Origin of the sequence: Tropicimonas aquimaris (assembly GCF_042676185.1) — a bacterium.
In the GTDB taxonomy this organism is placed as follows: domain Bacteria; phylum Pseudomonadota; class Alphaproteobacteria; order Rhodobacterales; family Rhodobacteraceae; genus Tropicimonas; species Tropicimonas aquimaris.
This window is the reverse complement of record NZ_JBHTJT010000060.1, coordinates 14,197-29,713: the sequence shown is the minus strand read 5'-3', so window position 1 is coordinate 29,713 and position 15,517 is coordinate 14,197. Positions and strand designations below refer to the sequence as shown.

Genomic DNA, 15,517 nt, shown 5'->3' with positions numbered 1-15,517 from the left:
GACCGACGAGCCGTCGCTCCCTCCAGCGCGACATCGTCGGACATCTGCTTCGCCGTGTTGTGGAAGGTCCTCAGCCATAGGCCCAGGCTCTCCGGCGCGATGCTGGCAACCGCTTCAGCGAGGATTTCTCACCCCGCGATCCATTCCTATGTTTCCCGAGCGTGCCGTTTTGCCAGCACCTCCTGAATCGCCAGCTCAAACGGAAGAACACGATCGTCGCTTTCCTTTGGTACGGGTTTCGCAAAGAACCGGAAAACCGCGCTGATTCCTGCATTTGCCTTCCATCCCAGAAGCCATTGGGCTGGCGAGAACAGAAAGGCAAACAGCAGGAATACGCTCAACATGAGCAAGAACTCGTACATCTTAACATCCACTCTTCCAAAGCCAGCGTCTTAAGACCGGCGGATACACAACATGCCCCCTAGGACTGAGTATCCTCCAACGAGACACTCGGCGCATCATTGTCAATTGTGCTGTTGGAGCGCTGGCGGCGACACCAATATGCCTCGCAAGGGAGCTTTGTCCCGCCTGAAACACTATTCCATGTCTTGTTCGCATTCTTGCCGCATTGGCGTCGCCCCGTCGCAAACGCCGGATCGGTCGGACAGCCTGCCAGATGCCGAGTGGTTGCTCGGAGATCGCGGCTATGATGCCGATTGGTTTAGAGAAGCCTTACAAGACAGAGGGATACGCGCCTGCATCCCTGGCCGAAAGAAGCGCAAGAAACCGGTGAAATACGACAAGCGGCGATACAAGCGCCGCAACCGCATCGAGATCATGTTCGGCAGGCTCAAAGACTGGCGACGAGTGGCAACTCGGTACGACAGGTGCCCCAAAGCCTTCCTGTCCGCCATCGCGCTCGCCGCAACGGTCTTGTTTTGGCTATGAACCGAGAACGAGTCCTGACCCTAGAACAGGAAGTCATTGGCTTGGAGGTCAGACAGATCAACGTCCTCCAGCCGGATCGAGTTAGTTCCAGCGTTAATCAGCACGTCGTCACCCTTTTGCGACATGTGATTGCTCTTCAGGTCCTTGAAGCCAGTGATCCCGTTCACGCCCCTCAGGTCGATATCTTCCAGGTTGTTGTCCGCGGCAAAATCCCGGATCACATCATCGCCAAACTTGCCCTTGAAGATGTAGTTATCGGCCCCTTTGCCTCCTACCAGTATGTCGTTCCCAGTCCCGCCGTTGAGCTTGTCATTGCCACTCTGACCAAACAACTTGTCGTTGCCATTTCCACCGCTGAGATCGTCTGCTCCGCCCTTTCCATAAACCTTGTCGCGGCCGCGCCCCGCATTGAACATATCCTGTCCGCCGGTCCCGAGTATCAGATCGGCTTGCGTTGTCCCGACATCCGGGAAGTCCCCGAGATCAATATCAGTCCGGGGCCCAAATCCAGACGACTTGCTTGGCTGGGACAGAGTTGCACCAGAGAAGAAATTCTGGAACTGAGAAACATTGGAGAAGGTCGGCAACTCGTCGCCACCAATGGCGAACACGTAAGATTCCTGTTTGGTTTCGTCGTAGAAGTTCGCCACGAAGGCGGACTTGGAGCCGCTGTTCCAAGATACCTCGAGAACCTTATTGGTGAACAGGTCAGGGTCTGAGCCCGGTCCAAGCAAATCAACCTCTCCGTCGATGATAGCGTTGTATGTACCAGCCCAAGTGACCGTTGGCTGATCTTCGCTGTCACTGCCTGTGACGCGGTAGCTCAGGCTTTTCACGCTGTCCTTAAGTACGATCTCAAGAGAAGAATCCCGAATACCGGTCACATCACCCTTGTTGTTCTCTTCAAGGACGAAGCCGGAAACTGTGTATGTGGTCATAAGGTTGCCTGTATCAGTTCGTTTGCTAGCATTTAGTTCGCTAGGCACGTTACGATCCCGCAAGCTCGACACCCTATCGAACGCCTAGGTTTGTTGGTCTGTTGCTCATGAAACACGGGACTGGCGTTTACAGAAGCTACTTGAGACCAACCAACCTGCCTCCGGTGAAACCGGGGCGGTTCAAAGTGCTCCATTAGGTCTCCAAGTGAGTGCATGTCCGTTTGGGGCGCGACGGACCGCCAAATCTACGACCCGACACTCAGAGCCTGTGCTAGCCCAACTGGATGCCCCCCTACAGCGGGTTTGCCCGACAAGAAAAGGCGCACGCCAAACCGGCTGAGCGCCAAGTGTGGAACGAGAGCAAGTCGCGGCTGTTCCAAAACCCGCAACACATGATTTTTGTAAAATGAAGTGCCCTTTTTGCGGTGATGTCGATCAACGAACAAGGCTCGGATGGTTAGATACTGGAAACTTATGCCATCCGCTGGATGCGCCAGTGGGACAGCCGCTTCGCGCATCGGCTGACCCGGCCCGTGGATCGGCCTTCGCTGACTAAGGTGAAGCGGCTCTCCGAGGACTTCCAGTATCAAGCGGCATCCTCGGACAAGGAACGCTGGTTCATTGCCAAGATCACATGGCATCCGGTTGAGCTTTTCTCCCTTGTCGGCTTTTTCGTCACCAACCTGCCGATGGAGCCGGACTGGGTGGTGCGGGTTAGCGGCCCGATCCGCCCGGTTCCAAGCGTTTGCGCGACCACAGACGCCGCGCTTGGCGACAAGCACTTGTTCAGCGGGTAGATTCAGGCAATCCTGAAGTCGGACGGCAGGCCACTTGGGGAATGTCGGCTTCAACCATTCGCGATTGCCGAAAGAAATGTCGTACGAATATTGCTCGTTACCAATGTGTGGGCTGCTATGATTGCTTCAATTGCGAGGACGGGCCCGTGTGTAATTCCCGTCGTGCAGGAAAGGATGCCGTCCAAGCGGCGTGCAATTGGTTCACCGGCATTTGGGGAATTGTCGGATTTCATAGGATCAAGCAATCGCGAGTCCGGCAAGCGACGCAGCCCGCTTAGCGCCCATTGTGAACTGGAACATCCCGGCGCGTGTGATCGTGGCGTCGGAATTGTGCTTGTCGAAAGAAGGGCTCCCATCCCAACACGCTGCCGCCATGCCAACCCGAAACTGGTAGTGGCGGCCGGCTTGGACTTGGCGCTGTGATGAACTCTGCATCCGGAGATGCCAATGGGGCGGTATGCTTCCTCAGCGTGGCCGGAGTGCGCAGGTTGGTGGGCGCCATCGGATTGCCCAAGGTCATGCACGGCTTGGTCGACGCAATCGAAGTCGATTTCCGCCGCTGGGAGGAATTCAACAAGGTGCCTCGTGTCACGCAAGCGACAGGCGAGGGATTCATCGAGCTGATGCCGGTCTCGGACCAGCACTCCTACGGTTTCAAGTATGTGCATTGCCACCCCGGAAATGCGCTTCGCCGGGACCAGACCGTGACCGGCTTCGGAGCCCTTGCGCGGATCGACAGCGGCCATACCTACCTGCTCGCCGAAATGACACTGCTGACGGCGTTGCGAACGGCGGCCACCTCCGTGATGGCGGCGAAGTACCTTGCACCCGAGGGCGCCCGCACGATGGCGATCATTGGCAGCGGGGCGCAATGCGAGTTCCAGGCTCTGGCGTTCCACTACGTTCTCGGAATCACGACCGTGAGGCTCTACGACGTTGATCCGCTCGCCACTGCGAAGGCCGTGCAGAACCTCTCATCGACAGGGTTGCACGTGGTGGCATGCGCCACGGCGCAGGACGCGGTGGCCGGCGCCGAAATCATCACGACCTGCACGGCCAGTGTCGGCAATGGCCGGGTCCTGACGGACAACATGGTCGGCGCAGGGGTGCATATCAACGCGATCGGCGGCGACTGCGAGGGGAAGACAGAGCTGCAGGCCGACATTCTCAGGCGCTCCGACGTATTTGTGGAGTATCCGCCCCAAACCCGGATCGAAGGCGAGATCCAGCAGCTCGATCCCGAGCATCCCGTGACGGAACTTTGGAAGGTCGTGGCCGGGCACGCCGCGGGACGGGTGTCCTCCCAGCAAACCACGGTCTTCGACAGCGTCGGCTTCGCGATAGAGGATTTTTCGGCCCTGCGGTACGTCCATGACCTGGCCGTCGATGCGGGTTTGAGCGAGTGGATCGACATTCTTGCCAATCCTGACGACCCGAAGAACCTTTTTGGTCTGCTCTTGTGCATGCCGGAGTGCGATCGCCCCGGCAACGATGGAGTTAATTGATCCAGAATCAATGCTCAACGTTTGCTTTGAGGAGACGTGATAGAGTGCGGTTGGTTCGGGCGTTGTGGAGTTTCGGCGCTAAAGCGCCGCGAGCGGCAGAACACGAAGGATGCAGCAATGTCTCACAGAGATGATTCTGCTGTATCGAAATATGTGCATAATTTTCGAAAATTGTGAGAGACTTTGCGGCAAGTTTGTGGGGTAATTGCGACAGCCGCCTGAGGTCTGGAATTAATCCCTAGAATTATCCCGAACTGTTCACCGCCCAGCAATCCCAACTAACGTTGCGTCATGGTGAAATTCTCCGACAAAAATTGGAAAATGACATCATCCGGTTTGTTGGCCGGCGTAGTTGGTAAAGGTAGTAGTAACGATGAAGATGTATGTTGCATGGCTGGCAATTGTCGGTTTGCTTGCAGTAGTGCCCACCTCCGGAAGTAGCTTGCCGAGTGGCGCGCGTGAGCTGTGTATCGTGAGTGAGAACGGATTTCGGTGCGCTGGCCTGGAGGTCAAATGGTGAATGGTGCTGATTATAATCTCGTTAGGATGGTTATTTGCAAGCGGCCTATTGATCCTTGCTATTTGGTAGTCGACTGTCGCAAGGCATTCGGCACCTTCCCTTCGGATCGATCGCGGCCAAGAAGCATTTCCAGCGCCCGCATGTATATGCACGGTAGATATCTGTCCGTCATCAAATGAAGTGGGCCGATTGAGTTGACGACGCATTGGAAGGTCTATTGCCTTCGAAACGCGGGGCCAACTTGGGCTGCAGAAAAACGCTGCTCACGCGAGGTTCGCGATCGGTTAAAGAACCACTTGTCAGGCGGAGGGAACGACAGCGTCTACAATGCTGCGACCCACAACAGTGCCGCCCGAGAATGGTGGCAGAATTGGGCGGACTACTTGCAAGACTTGCCCGCCTAGGTCTCCGAACGCGTGGATATCCAGAAGGGCAGTCCGCGTAGCTCTCCAAGTGCGGACATATCCAGATAGAGTTGTTGTGGGATCGCGTCCGGGCGTCCATTCGCCAGGCACCAAAGCCCTTGCGGCTGATTGGCATCGGAGTATATACATGGATATACACGCGCGAGGCTTCGATGATTGAAACGAAAATTCGCAAGGTTGGCAACTCGGCCGTAATGACACTGACAACCGAGATGCTGACCCTGCTTGATGCCAAGGAAGGCGACACTCTTTTCGTGGTCAGGGGGGACGATGGCAGCCTGAAGATAATGGCACAGGACCCGTCAGTCGCCGAAGCGCTGAAGGCGGCCGAGATCGTGATGGACGAGAATAGGGATCTGCTCCAGGCGTTGGCATGATTGCCCCGGTCTGGGTCCCACTGGCAGCAGTGATCGCCATCCACGACCGCCAGATTGCCCGCCATGGTGGCAAGGCGGGGCTCCGCGACATGGCGCTTCTTGAGATGGGCTGTGCCCGGGCAATGAACCTCGCAGCCTACACGGATGCTGACTTTGCAGAGATCGCGGCAGCCTATGCTTTCGGACTAGTGAAAGCCCACGCCTTCGTGGACGGAAACAAGCGGACGGCCTTCGTGACGGCGGGCACCTTCCTCCGCCTGAACGGCTACGCTTTTCGCCCGGATCCGGTGATCGGTGTTAGGATGATGGAAGACCTGTCCACCGGACGCGTTGGCGAATCTGATTTTGCCGATTGGCTTCGTGTGGACTGGAAGGAGATCTGAAACGCGATAATCCCCTTGCGAGTGGGAACTCTGTTCTCCAGCACGTCAATCCGCTTTGGTCTTCAGGCTCAGACACATGCAAAGAAGTGATCCGTTTAGGTCTCCAATTTCAAACATGTCCGGATGTTCGATCCGCGTAGGTCCGCGAGCGAAAACTGTTCAGTGGGTTCGTCCGCTTAGGTCGCGGGCTTGAGAGGGAAGGAAACCCCTTCAACCACGAAGCCCTACGAACTCGCCTGATATGGCGCGCAAGGCTCCGAATGAGGGGTTAAATCCGTCTTATTAAAAAGAAGCGACCTCCCTGGGAAGGGGACTATCAACGCCTTCGCGCCTTTTTGATCAGTCCTATTAAAAGGGAACGTCGCCCTCGATTGTGCCGTAGCCGTCAGGACGTTCGGAGGGGATATCGCAGATTTAATACGGCGTGGAGGATGTAGTAGCAGGACGTTGCCGGAAGGTTGCCGTGGAAGGTCAGATGCGCCCCGCTTTCATGCCGCTCGCATGGCCTTGTCGTGCCTGTGGGGTAACAAGCACCTGAATGGTCGATGTCGAGCCAGGTTCCGACGGAGAGAGTATCGCACATATGATATCCGGCGGATGCCGACGCGGCGCCAGGCTGAACCGCAAGTCGCTTGATCCCGACCGCAGCGGCATTCACAGAGTACATGCCTGCTCTTTTCCTGCCGATTGTGATGGTGGCCGATATCTTGCCACGCGGCCAACCAGAATTGGAACCGCAAGCGGCGTATCGCATCTATGATATCCGGTGGGGCCGCTGTTGAAGGGAGTCTGAACGGCCCTTCGCTTGGCTCCGGTTAGGGTAGCTGCTGGGCCTCATGTCGCCTGCGAGCTCGATATGCCGCAATGGGGCACGTCCTGGCCCAGACAGGCATCTAGCTGAGGTTTGTCATGCGATTGATATCTCTTGGTGCCGATATGGAAAGCGGGTCCCGTATGCCTGTCGCGGGATGCGGGATGCGGTATGCTCCGTCTCCGGAGGAGCGTGCCCGACCGGGCCCAGCCAATGGGTCTGGTGGGTTAAGTTATGGCGTGCCACCTGCCGGTGCAGGTGTGCATGCCGGCGTATCACATTCATGATATCCCGAAGGTGTCGCATCGGAAGGTGGATGAGAACCGCCTTACGCGGGGCGCCGATCACGCCGGAACTGGCCGGATTTTGCGCCGCCCTGGAGTGCGCCCTTTCGATTGGACACGTCAGGCGGCCTGTTTTGACCGGGCCGGGGCGTTTCTCTCTTCGAACTGATCGGGGCTCAGATATCCGAGCGCCGAGAGCAGCCGAGTCGCGTTGTAGACGTCGTCGATGAAGGCCAGCAAGTCCGCGGCGACATCTTCGAAGGTCGCATACTCAGTGGCGTAGACCGCTTCGACCTTCAGCGTCTTCATGAAGCTCTCCGCCTGCGGATTATCATACGGATTCCCCCTCCGGCTCATCGAGCCCGGGAAACCATGCTCTTTGAGGATGCGTCGGTGCCTCGAGGAAGCTTATTGAGCGCCCCTGTCGCTATGGAAGACACAGCCCGGCAGGGGCCGTCGGGCCGCTATCGCTGCCTTCAGAGCCGCAGTTGTGAGACGGGCGTCGATGTTCCGGCCGAGCCCGTAGCCCACCACCTTGCGCGACCAGGCATCCAGTATCACCGCGAGGTAGACGAAGCCGGTGCCGATCGCGATATAGGTAATGTCTTCCACCCAGAGCTGATCCGGCCCGTGGACCTCGAAGCCCTTCGCGACATTGGGATAGATCGGGCTGTCGTGATTGCTTTCGGTGGTTGCGAAATATCTGCGTTTTCGCGTGGGATTCAGATCGTTCTCTCGCAGGATCCGCCGAACCTTCTTCGAGTTCACGACGTGTCCGCGATGCCGCAGCTCCGCCGTGACACGACGGTAGCCATAGTTCCGGGACGTCGCGCAGATCGATCTGATCAGTTCCACGACCGGGTCCTCGATGGCCTGCGCGGGATTTGCATAGAAACTGGAGCGTGGCAGGTCCATCAATTCGCACCCCGTCCGATCGAGATTCCGGCGGGCCGGTGATCACGCACCCAGGCTCGTTTTTCTGTGACCGTGCGCGCCGCTGAGCCCCCATTAGAAACTCGATCTCGAGAGCCTGGCGCCCGACAAGCCGTTCGAGCGCGGCGATCCGCGCCTCGTATTCCGGGATCAACTCTTCCTCGACGGCGTCGTCATCGAACTCGCCGCGCTCGTACTTGTCGACCCAGATCGGGATCAGCGTGCGGCATACGTCAAATTCCTGGCTGAGCCCGCGCATCGACGCGCCGTTGAGATACGCCTCAACAACCTCGCGTTTCCTCGCTGTGCTATAACGGCGGTGCTTTCTGGTCATGAGGTTCTACTTAGCAGAACCCGGGACCGGTCAATATCTCGGGGCCAAACTGTCCACCGTCGGGGGCGCACTCCACTAGTGCCGGAAATTGCTCCGCCGTTGACACGATCAGCGAGGCTGCGCGGGAACTCTGTCCAGAACGTCTCGGCCTCGGAAGGAGCGGTAGTGACGCACAGAATCTCCCGCTTGCCGTCCTCGTTGACCGCCACCGCGATTTTTCAGGTGCGGCTGACGAGGCGCCCGCCCTCGCGGACCTTCACATAGGTCGCGTCGAGCCAGAGGTCGGGCCATGCGCCCTCCAGCGGCCGGGCCAGGGAGGCATTCACCCGTTCGTCGATCTCGGCACACAGGCGGCTGACCTGGCTCTTGAACATGCCGCCCGCGCCCATGGCCTTCACCAGATGATCGACCGAACGGGTCGAGATGCCATGGACATAAGCTTCCTAGATCACGGCGACCAATGCTTTCTTCGCCGTCCTGCGCGGCTCAAGAAAGCTCAGGGAGTAGCTGCCCTTGCGCAGCTTCGGAATCTCCAGCGCAACCGGCGCGGGTGGTCCAGTCCCGGTCGCGGAAGCAGTAGCGCTGAACCTCCCGCATCTGCGTGCGTGCGTCGTTGGACGCGCTCATTCACACCTCCACCTCGGCCTCTATCATACGCGCGGCCGCAACCGCCAGCATCTCGCGCACGAGGTCGCCATCGGCCTGCTTCTCAACCAGCTAAACCAGCTCAATTAGCGCCATTCTCTCTTCGGTCATCGTCATCTCCATTGTCGGTTCCGGGTGTTGCAACCCGAACCTTCTCCAAAGATCGACGGTAACCGCCAGCGTCACCCGCGGCCGCGAGCTGTGCTACGCCGAAGGATTCGCGCGCGGCCTCCTACACACTCAGCTGGTACACTGCCCAAATCCGCCAAAACCGATACTAATGGGCGGGAACCTTACTGGAGGACTTCACACCCAGGGCCGCACCCTTTAAGGCACAAACCATAGTAGGCACATCCAACTTGGTGAGCCGTGTCTGTTGTTTGTTGCGAGCGGCGTTGTGATAGCCATGGTAATGCGTGATAGCGATACAATAAGACATGATTGCTGCCGTGCTCTCTGTATGTACCGGGACCCGGGCTCACGGCCACCATGGAACCGACCGCCGTGCCATCGCATGACGGGTGGTGTGGCTAATTTGGCCGCAGTGCGAACTTTGGTGCCGGGAGTTTGTGCTGTGAGGCGTTTGAGTAGTGATTATCGTTTTCATCGTTTATGTGGAGAAATGAGCTTTGATGAGAAGATGTGATGATTGAAGTCCCAGATGTTTTTGTATCTTCGATCGCGTTCGGGGAGCGGGACTTTGCCGGACTTGTACACAAGGCACAAAGTTGGGGTGCAAATAAAATCGAGCTAACCCACGGCATTACGCGTGAGGATAAATTGGAGAGTCAGTTGGTGTGTCAATCCCAATTGCAATTCATAGTGCACAACTATTCGCCTCCGCCACCGGAACCCTTTGTGCTGAACTTGGCATCGGAAGATCTATCAACACTCGAAACGAGCCTGGCCCACTGCCGCAGAGCGATTGAACTCAGCCAGAAGCTGCAGGCGCGTTACTTCAGTGTCCACGCCGGTTTTGCGGCAATTGTCAAACCCGAGCATTTAGGAAAGCAGATTCCAGCCGAGAATCGACGCGACAAGGCCGTAGCCAAGGCGATTTTCGAAGCGTCAATACGGGAACTCGTTGATTTCGGCGCAAAGCATGGTGTCGGCATTCTCGTAGAGAACAACGTTGTGGCTGAACCCAATCTCATCGAAGGTCGAAACGATATGCTGTTGTTGGCGACCGGAGAAGAACTCGCAGAGTTCGCTGAAAGGATGGGCGGAGACCACCTTGGCCTCCTGATCGACTTTGGCCATGTAAAGGTTACCGCAGCGACGCTTGGGCTAGACTGCACGGCATTTTTTGATCTGGTGTCTCCGCACACTCGGGCGTTGCACCTTTCGGACAACAATGGGTCGCACGATTCGAACGAACCGTTTAATAGAGACTCGTGGATCACCAACACGCTCGCTAACTTTGCCCCTGAGTACATCGTCGTAGAGACCCGTTGTACTACCCGATCCCAACTCGCCGCCTGCATCGACGCCATTGAGGTTGCATATGGATAGCCCCGAACTCTTGTCTAACCTGTTGATTGATGAGACGACTGAACTTCGGGACGTCCTGCGCGCTCTCGATCAAACAGGCCTTCGTATTGTCTTTGTGACTGATGCTTCCTCTCGTCTGGTTGGAGCGATTTCGGACGGAGACATGCGTCGCGGATTGCTCGCGGGTCATGGGCTCGACGAACCTGCCAGCGCTGTAATGAACAAAAACTTCATCACCCTGCCGGAAAGCCTTCCTGAGAGCGAGGCTCGCGCGCATGTTAGTGATCGAATTACGGTTATTCCGATAGTCGACGGAGTTGGTCGCGCACAGCGGTTCGTTCTTGAGAAAGACCCCGAGTTCATCCCAGCGGCCGAGCCGCTCCTAGGCGGGAACGAAATATCTTACGTCGTCGACTGCTTGAGTTCGGGATGGATTTCGTCTCAGGGTGCATATGTCGCGGCTTTCGAGAATGCTTTCGCGAAGCTCACCGGCGTGCCGGTGGGGCAGGCGATAACGGTATCGAACGGTACCGTCGCCCTCCAACTTGCACTTGCTGCGCTCGATGTCGGGCCGGGTGACGAGGTAATTGTTCCTGACCTTACCTTTGCCGCGACTTTGAATGCAGTCCTGCACGTCGGAGCAAGTCCAGTCATCGTCGATGTTGATCCGATCCAATTGACAATGGACCCCACGGCAGTGCGTGCCGCGATAACTTCCCGGACACGGGCTATTATGCCAGTGCATCTTTATGGACAGATGAGTGACATGGGAAAGTTGGGCGAAATCGCTCGCGAGCACGGGCTTCTAGTGATCGAAGACGCCGCCGAAGCGTTGGGCTCTCGACTAGGTAGTCGCCACGCTGGCACCCTAGGCGATGCCGGCACTTTCTCGTTCTTCGCAAACAAACTGATAACTACCGGCGAAGGCGGCATGGTTGTGTTCTCTGACCCCGAGGTGGCGGCACGGGCGCGTGTGTTGCGGGACCATGGAATGGATACCAAGAAGCGCTATTGGCATCTAGAGGCTGGGTTCAACTTCCGCCTTACAAATCTCCAGGCGGCGATCGGATTGGCCCAACTCGAAAAGGTCGACGAACTACTAGCTGCCAAAATTCGACTTGCCGGTAGTTACACAGAGCGTTTGGCCGATTTGTCCGAATTAATCATCCTGCCTGAGGTTGATCCCAACAATGTACACAGCTTTTGGAACTTCGTGGTGCTCTTTCGGGATATTTTCGCCGGCGACGTCGCTGACCAAATGCTGCGATTCATGCGTGCACGCAAGATCGATTCTCGAAGGCTTTTTTATCCGATGCATGTCATGCCGCCATACGCAAATCTCAGGCGGATTGGCGACTGCCCCAATAGCGTTTCCGCGTCCCGCACCGGGGTAGCCTTTCCGGCGTCGCCCAAATTGACTGAGAAGCAAATTGACGACATCTGCAAGACCTTCCGGAGTGGTATCGAAATGCTTAATGTGAAACGACTTTCTGCAATCGGCAGGTAGTCGTGAGTCTGAGAATCGCAACTATCTTAGCCCGAGCAGGGTCCAAGGGCCTTCCCGACAAGAACGTACGTCCGTTTCTCGGGGAACCGATGCTTGCCCTTAGCGTACGGCAAGCCCTGCGAACGCGGATTTTCGACTGCGTCGCGGTCAGTTCCGATAGTGAAGCCTATCTTGATATTGCCCGCGATGCAGGGGCACAGGTTTTGGTGCGACGGCCACAGGAGATGGCCAATGATTCGGCAACCAAACTGCCCGGGATCCGCCACGCGGTTGAGATCGCGGAGGCGACGCTTGGGGAGCGTTTCAGTGTTGTGGCGGATTTGGCCGTGACCTCGCCGTTGCGTGGAGATCAAGACGTCGTGGGCGCGGTGCGGCTGCTTGAAGAAAGCGCTGCACCACTTGTGCTTTCGGCCAGCATCGCAAAAGACAACCCGTATTTCAACATGCTGGAAACTAGCGAGACCGACCGTTACGCGCTTTGCAAGGAGCCTTCAGAGCGGGTAAGCGCTCGTCAGGCAGCACCGACGGTCTACGCTCTGAACGGGGCAGTGTACGTCTGGCGCCGCCGCGAGCTAGCACAACCCAACGACCGTGTCGTGCGACCGATGCTCGAACTCTATCTAATGCCTGAAGAACGATCGCTAGATGTCGACAGCACCGTCGACTTTCAGATTGCAGAAATGATGGCCCAAAAGCTGAGGGGCGAAGCACATGACTAAAACCAATCTGTTTGCCGAGGCTTTCGCGGCTAATCGTATCGTGGTGATTGCCGAGATCGGGGTGAACCATAATGGCAGTATGGAACTTGCCCGACAATCAATTGACGCTGCCGTGGGCACAGGTGTGGATGCGGTAAAGTTCCAGATATACCGCACCGATGAATTGGTCACTGCCAAGGCTGAGAAGGCGGAGTATCAAAAGGCAACGACCGGCGCCTTGGAGATCAACCAGCGGGACATGTTAGAGGCTCTTGAGTTGAGCCAGGATCAGCACCGGGAGCTTTCCGACTACTGCACTAAGTCAGGAATCGCCTATGTGTGTACGCCCTACGATACTGAAAGTGCACGTTTCCTTGCCGAAGACCTTCAGGTAACGGCGATTAAAGTGGCGTCATCGGATACCACCAATATCCCGTTCCTAAAAGCAATCGATGGTATGGCCCGTCCTGTAATTTTGTCGACTGGTATGTGCAACATGGACGAAGTCCGCGATGCAGTTGACGCTATGCCAGAGACAAGAAAACGTGGTGAACTCTATCTGTTGCAGTGCACTTCGGAATACCCGGCCCCTGCCGAGGAATCCAACCTCAGGGTAATGCGTACTTTGGCGGATGAGTTTTGCTGTCCGGTGGGCTTTTCCGACCACACTGTTGGAAATGAGGTTTCGGTTCTGGCGGCCGCACATGGTGCACAACTCGTCGAAAAACACTTCACCCTCGATAGAACTCTTCCGGGGCCTGACCATAGAGCATCGTCTGAGCCCGCTGATTTCACGGATCTTGTCCAGCGTATCCGGCGTGTTGAGATTATCCTGGGGTCATCCGAAAAAAGGATCACTGAGGCCGAGCGAGCAAACAAGTCTGCAATGCAGAAATCGATCTATTGGCGCAACGACATGGCTGTCGGAACCACAGTGACGCTTGAGGACCTTGCCTTCAAACGTCCTGCAGTCGGTCTTCGACCGAACGACGTCGCTCAAGTCATCGGCCGGGCCCTTGTTCGCAGAGTTGAGAGTGATCAGGCGGTCAGTCTGGAAGATCTGAGTTGAAGGACGTACCTAGCGAATGAAGTCTATCGTTTTCGGTGCCGGAAGTCATGCCCGGGCGGTGTTGGCCATGTTGAAGGCCATCGGTAGCCACGACTGCGTCGGTGTTATCGACAACGGGCAACTGCGACCTGGAGAGTGTATTCTCGCCGTACCCGTGATTGGAGGAACGGATAGCCTTGCGGCGCTTCGGGCCGAAAATGTCTCAGTGGCGTACGTCGCGCTAGGCGATCCTGTCGCAAGGGCTTCTGCACAGGAAAAACTTACGTCACTGGGTTACATTTTGCCACCGCTTGTTCATCCCACCGCGTACGTCGATCCGAGCGCGAGCCTCGGCGTAGGGGTACAGATCTGTGCGATGGCATTCGTCGGTCCCGAAGCGACGTTGGGTGATGGAGTTATTGTGAATACCCATGCTTCGGTCGATCATGAAACACGTGTAGGCGACTTTTCCACCATCTCGCCAGCGGTGGCTATTGCCGGTCGTTGCATCATTGGAAATGGTGCCTTCTTGGGAATCGGAAGCAAAGTCGGCCACGGCTTAATCATCGGAGACCATGCTCAATTGGGTGCCGGCGCTGTGGCCCTTGATGATGTGCCCCCAAGAGCTCTGGCGGTGGGGATCCCTGCCCGTGTGAAGGCGAGATGATCTCCGGACGCAAATCTCTAATCTATCTTGCCGCCAACCTGATTGCAGCATCGGTACCTTTTCTGCTGTTGCCCATACTGACTCGCCTTCTGGACCAGGCCGAGTACGGGCAAGTCGCGATTTTCCAAGCCTTCGTCAATGTCTCTCTCGCCGTTGTGGGCGTGAATACGGTTGGAGCGATCAAACGAAATTTCTTCACTTTCCGAAACGAAGGGGAGGTGGGGGAGGCTCGTTACGCCAGATTCATCGGAGCGACAATGGTGATCCTCGTTGGCAGCTTAATTCTGTCATTCTCCTTGGTTCTGTTCCTACGTTCCTGGCTGACGATGGGCACGGGGCTTGGCTTCGTGGCAATGGTTCTTGGTCTAGGTGTAGCCTCTGCAAGCTTTCTGGTGAGTGTCCGTCTTGCTGACTATCAAATGCGCGGACAAGCACGGAATTACGGGATCATGCAGATTGGCATGGCATTGACTAACCTCACGGTGTCGCTGACCATTGTTTGGTTCTTCATACGTTCTGCGGAGGGCCGTATCTTGGGTATCACCATTGCAAGTGGGTTCGTGGGAACACTTGCTTTGATCTCACTATTGCGTAACCGCTTGATCGCCTGGACCATCGACCGGGAGGTCATCAAGGAAGCGCTGCAATTCGGCTTGCCGCTAGTTCCGCATGCTTTGGGCGTCTTCTTTCTGGCCTCTGCCGACCGTTTCTTCATCAAGAGCTATTCTGGACTTGAGGCCGTCGGAGTTTATTTCGCGGCCGTTCAGATCACTTTTTTGCTGCGGCTAGTCAACGACGCGATCAACAAGTCGTTCCAGCCTTGGGCCTTTGACCAGCTTTCTATGGACGGAGAAAAGGACCGGCGCGTGATCGGCGTTCTCTACATCGTGGGCCTCATCACTTTCTCGCTCGCGGGCGTACTAGCTTTGGCGGGTCCCTTTCTCGCCACCTCTGTTCTGGGAGAAGACTATAGTCACGCGGGTCGCCTCGTACCCCTCTTGGCATTAGGAACCGCATTCCATGGCGTCTATCTCTATCTGATCAACTTTCTTCTCTATGAGAAGAAGACTAGTGCTCTTGCATCGACCACAATCGTTCTTGGTTTGTTTAATCTCGGGCTCCTGTATTTGCTTGTGCCGCGCTTTGGTATTCAAGGAGCAGCAATGGCCTTCGCAATCGCTTCGTTTTTTAGAGCACTCATTGTTTTACTTCTCTGCGAACGAGTCCGGCCAAGAGATTGGTTCAAGCCGTGTTTTTGATTAGAGT

The 15,517-nt window shown here is 56.6% G+C and carries 13 protein-coding genes and 3 pseudogenes; 11 read left to right on the top strand and 5 right to left on the bottom strand.

Annotation, left to right across the window (positions count from 1 at the left end; genetic code table 11):
* Positions 1–146: 146 nt before the first annotated feature.
* Positions 147–362 carry a hypothetical protein gene (locus ACFQ2S_RS23420; RefSeq protein ID WP_386078774.1) on the bottom strand — a complete coding sequence of 72 codons (216 nt, stop codon included), beginning with the start codon at positions 360–362 and terminating at the stop codon, positions 147–149.
* A gap of 244 nt (positions 363–606) precedes the next feature.
* Here ACFQ2S_RS23420 and ACFQ2S_RS23415 point away from each other — a divergent pair.
* Positions 607–888, top strand: a pseudogene (locus ACFQ2S_RS23415) (transposase); the annotation flags it as partial.
* 20 nt (positions 889–908) lie between these two features.
* On the opposite strand, the gene ACFQ2S_RS23410 reads toward ACFQ2S_RS23415, so the two are convergent.
* The gene (locus tag ACFQ2S_RS23410; protein WP_386078771.1) at positions 909–1,826 is read right to left on the bottom strand and encodes a calcium-binding protein; all 918 of its coding nucleotides are present in this window, start codon (positions 1,824–1,826) and stop codon (positions 909–911) included.
* Positions 1,827–2,332: 506 nt separating this feature from the next.
* Between ACFQ2S_RS23410 and ACFQ2S_RS23405 the strand changes: the two are divergent.
* The 4 genes and pseudogenes from ACFQ2S_RS23405 to ACFQ2S_RS23390 form a co-directional block, all read left to right on the top strand.
* Positions 2,333–2,539, top strand: a pseudogene (locus ACFQ2S_RS23405) (IS1380 family transposase); the annotation flags it as partial.
* A 506-nt stretch (positions 2,540–3,045) separates the two neighbouring features.
* On the top strand, positions 3,046–4,128 hold the full coding sequence (locus ACFQ2S_RS23400; protein ID WP_386078768.1) for an ornithine cyclodeaminase: 1,083 nt from the start codon (positions 3,046–3,048) through the stop codon (positions 4,126–4,128).
* A gap of 1,097 nt (positions 4,129–5,225) precedes the next feature.
* Positions 5,226–5,450, top strand: a complete 225-nt coding sequence (locus ACFQ2S_RS23395) for an AbrB/MazE/SpoVT family DNA-binding domain-containing protein (protein ID WP_386078765.1) — start codon at positions 5,226–5,228, stop codon at positions 5,448–5,450.
* Complete coding sequence (locus ACFQ2S_RS23390; RefSeq protein ID WP_386078762.1) at positions 5,447–5,833, top strand: type II toxin-antitoxin system death-on-curing family toxin; 387 nt, start codon at positions 5,447–5,449, stop codon at positions 5,831–5,833. The genes ACFQ2S_RS23395 and ACFQ2S_RS23390 overlap by 4 nt, the downstream gene beginning before the upstream one ends.
* Positions 5,834–7,048: 1,215 nt before the next feature.
* Here the strand turns inward: ACFQ2S_RS23390 and ACFQ2S_RS23385 are convergent.
* The 3 genes and pseudogenes from ACFQ2S_RS23385 to ACFQ2S_RS23375 all read right to left on the bottom strand — a co-directional run.
* On the bottom strand, positions 7,049–7,285 hold the full coding sequence (locus tag ACFQ2S_RS23385; RefSeq protein ID WP_386078759.1) for an integrase core domain-containing protein: 237 nt from the start codon (positions 7,283–7,285) through the stop codon (positions 7,049–7,051).
* A gap of 51 nt (positions 7,286–7,336) precedes the next feature.
* On the bottom strand, positions 7,337–7,846 hold the full coding sequence (locus tag ACFQ2S_RS23380) for an IS3 family transposase (protein WP_386078757.1): 510 nt from the start codon (positions 7,844–7,846) through the stop codon (positions 7,337–7,339).
* A 453-nt stretch (positions 7,847–8,299) separates the two neighbouring features.
* Positions 8,300–8,912, bottom strand: a pseudogene (locus tag ACFQ2S_RS23375) (transposase); the annotation flags it as partial.
* Between the two features lie 573 nt (positions 8,913–9,485).
* Between ACFQ2S_RS23375 and ACFQ2S_RS23370 the strand changes: the two are divergent.
* Genes ACFQ2S_RS23370 through ACFQ2S_RS23345 form a run of 6 tightly spaced genes read left to right on the top strand, consistent with a single transcriptional unit; the run spans position 9,486 to position 15,510 of the window.
* Entirely contained in the window at positions 9,486–10,352 is an 867-nt protein-coding gene (locus tag ACFQ2S_RS23370; RefSeq protein WP_386078754.1) for a sugar phosphate isomerase/epimerase family protein, read from the top strand.
* A complete protein-coding gene (locus ACFQ2S_RS23365) occupies positions 10,345–11,838 on the top strand; it encodes an aminotransferase class V-fold PLP-dependent enzyme (protein ID WP_386078751.1) in 1,494 nt (497 codons plus the stop codon). Before ACFQ2S_RS23370 ends, ACFQ2S_RS23365 begins: the two co-directional genes overlap by 8 nt.
* A gap of 2 nt (positions 11,839–11,840) precedes the next feature.
* Positions 11,841–12,557, top strand: a complete 717-nt coding sequence (locus tag ACFQ2S_RS23360; RefSeq protein ID WP_386078748.1) for an acylneuraminate cytidylyltransferase family protein — start codon at positions 11,841–11,843, stop codon at positions 12,555–12,557.
* Positions 12,550–13,605 (top strand): N-acetylneuraminate synthase family protein, encoded by a 1,056-nt coding sequence (locus ACFQ2S_RS23355; RefSeq protein ID WP_386078745.1) that lies wholly within the window; start codon positions 12,550–12,552, stop codon positions 13,603–13,605. The genes ACFQ2S_RS23360 and ACFQ2S_RS23355 overlap by 8 nt, the downstream gene beginning before the upstream one ends.
* 16 nt (positions 13,606–13,621) lie before the next feature.
* Entirely contained in the window at positions 13,622–14,251 is a 630-nt protein-coding gene (locus tag ACFQ2S_RS23350) for an acetyltransferase (protein ID WP_386078742.1), read from the top strand.
* A complete protein-coding gene (locus tag ACFQ2S_RS23345; protein WP_386078740.1) occupies positions 14,248–15,510 on the top strand; it encodes a lipopolysaccharide biosynthesis protein in 1,263 nt (420 codons plus the stop codon). The genes ACFQ2S_RS23350 and ACFQ2S_RS23345 overlap by 4 nt, the downstream gene beginning before the upstream one ends.
* Positions 15,511–15,517 lie beyond the last annotated feature (7 nt).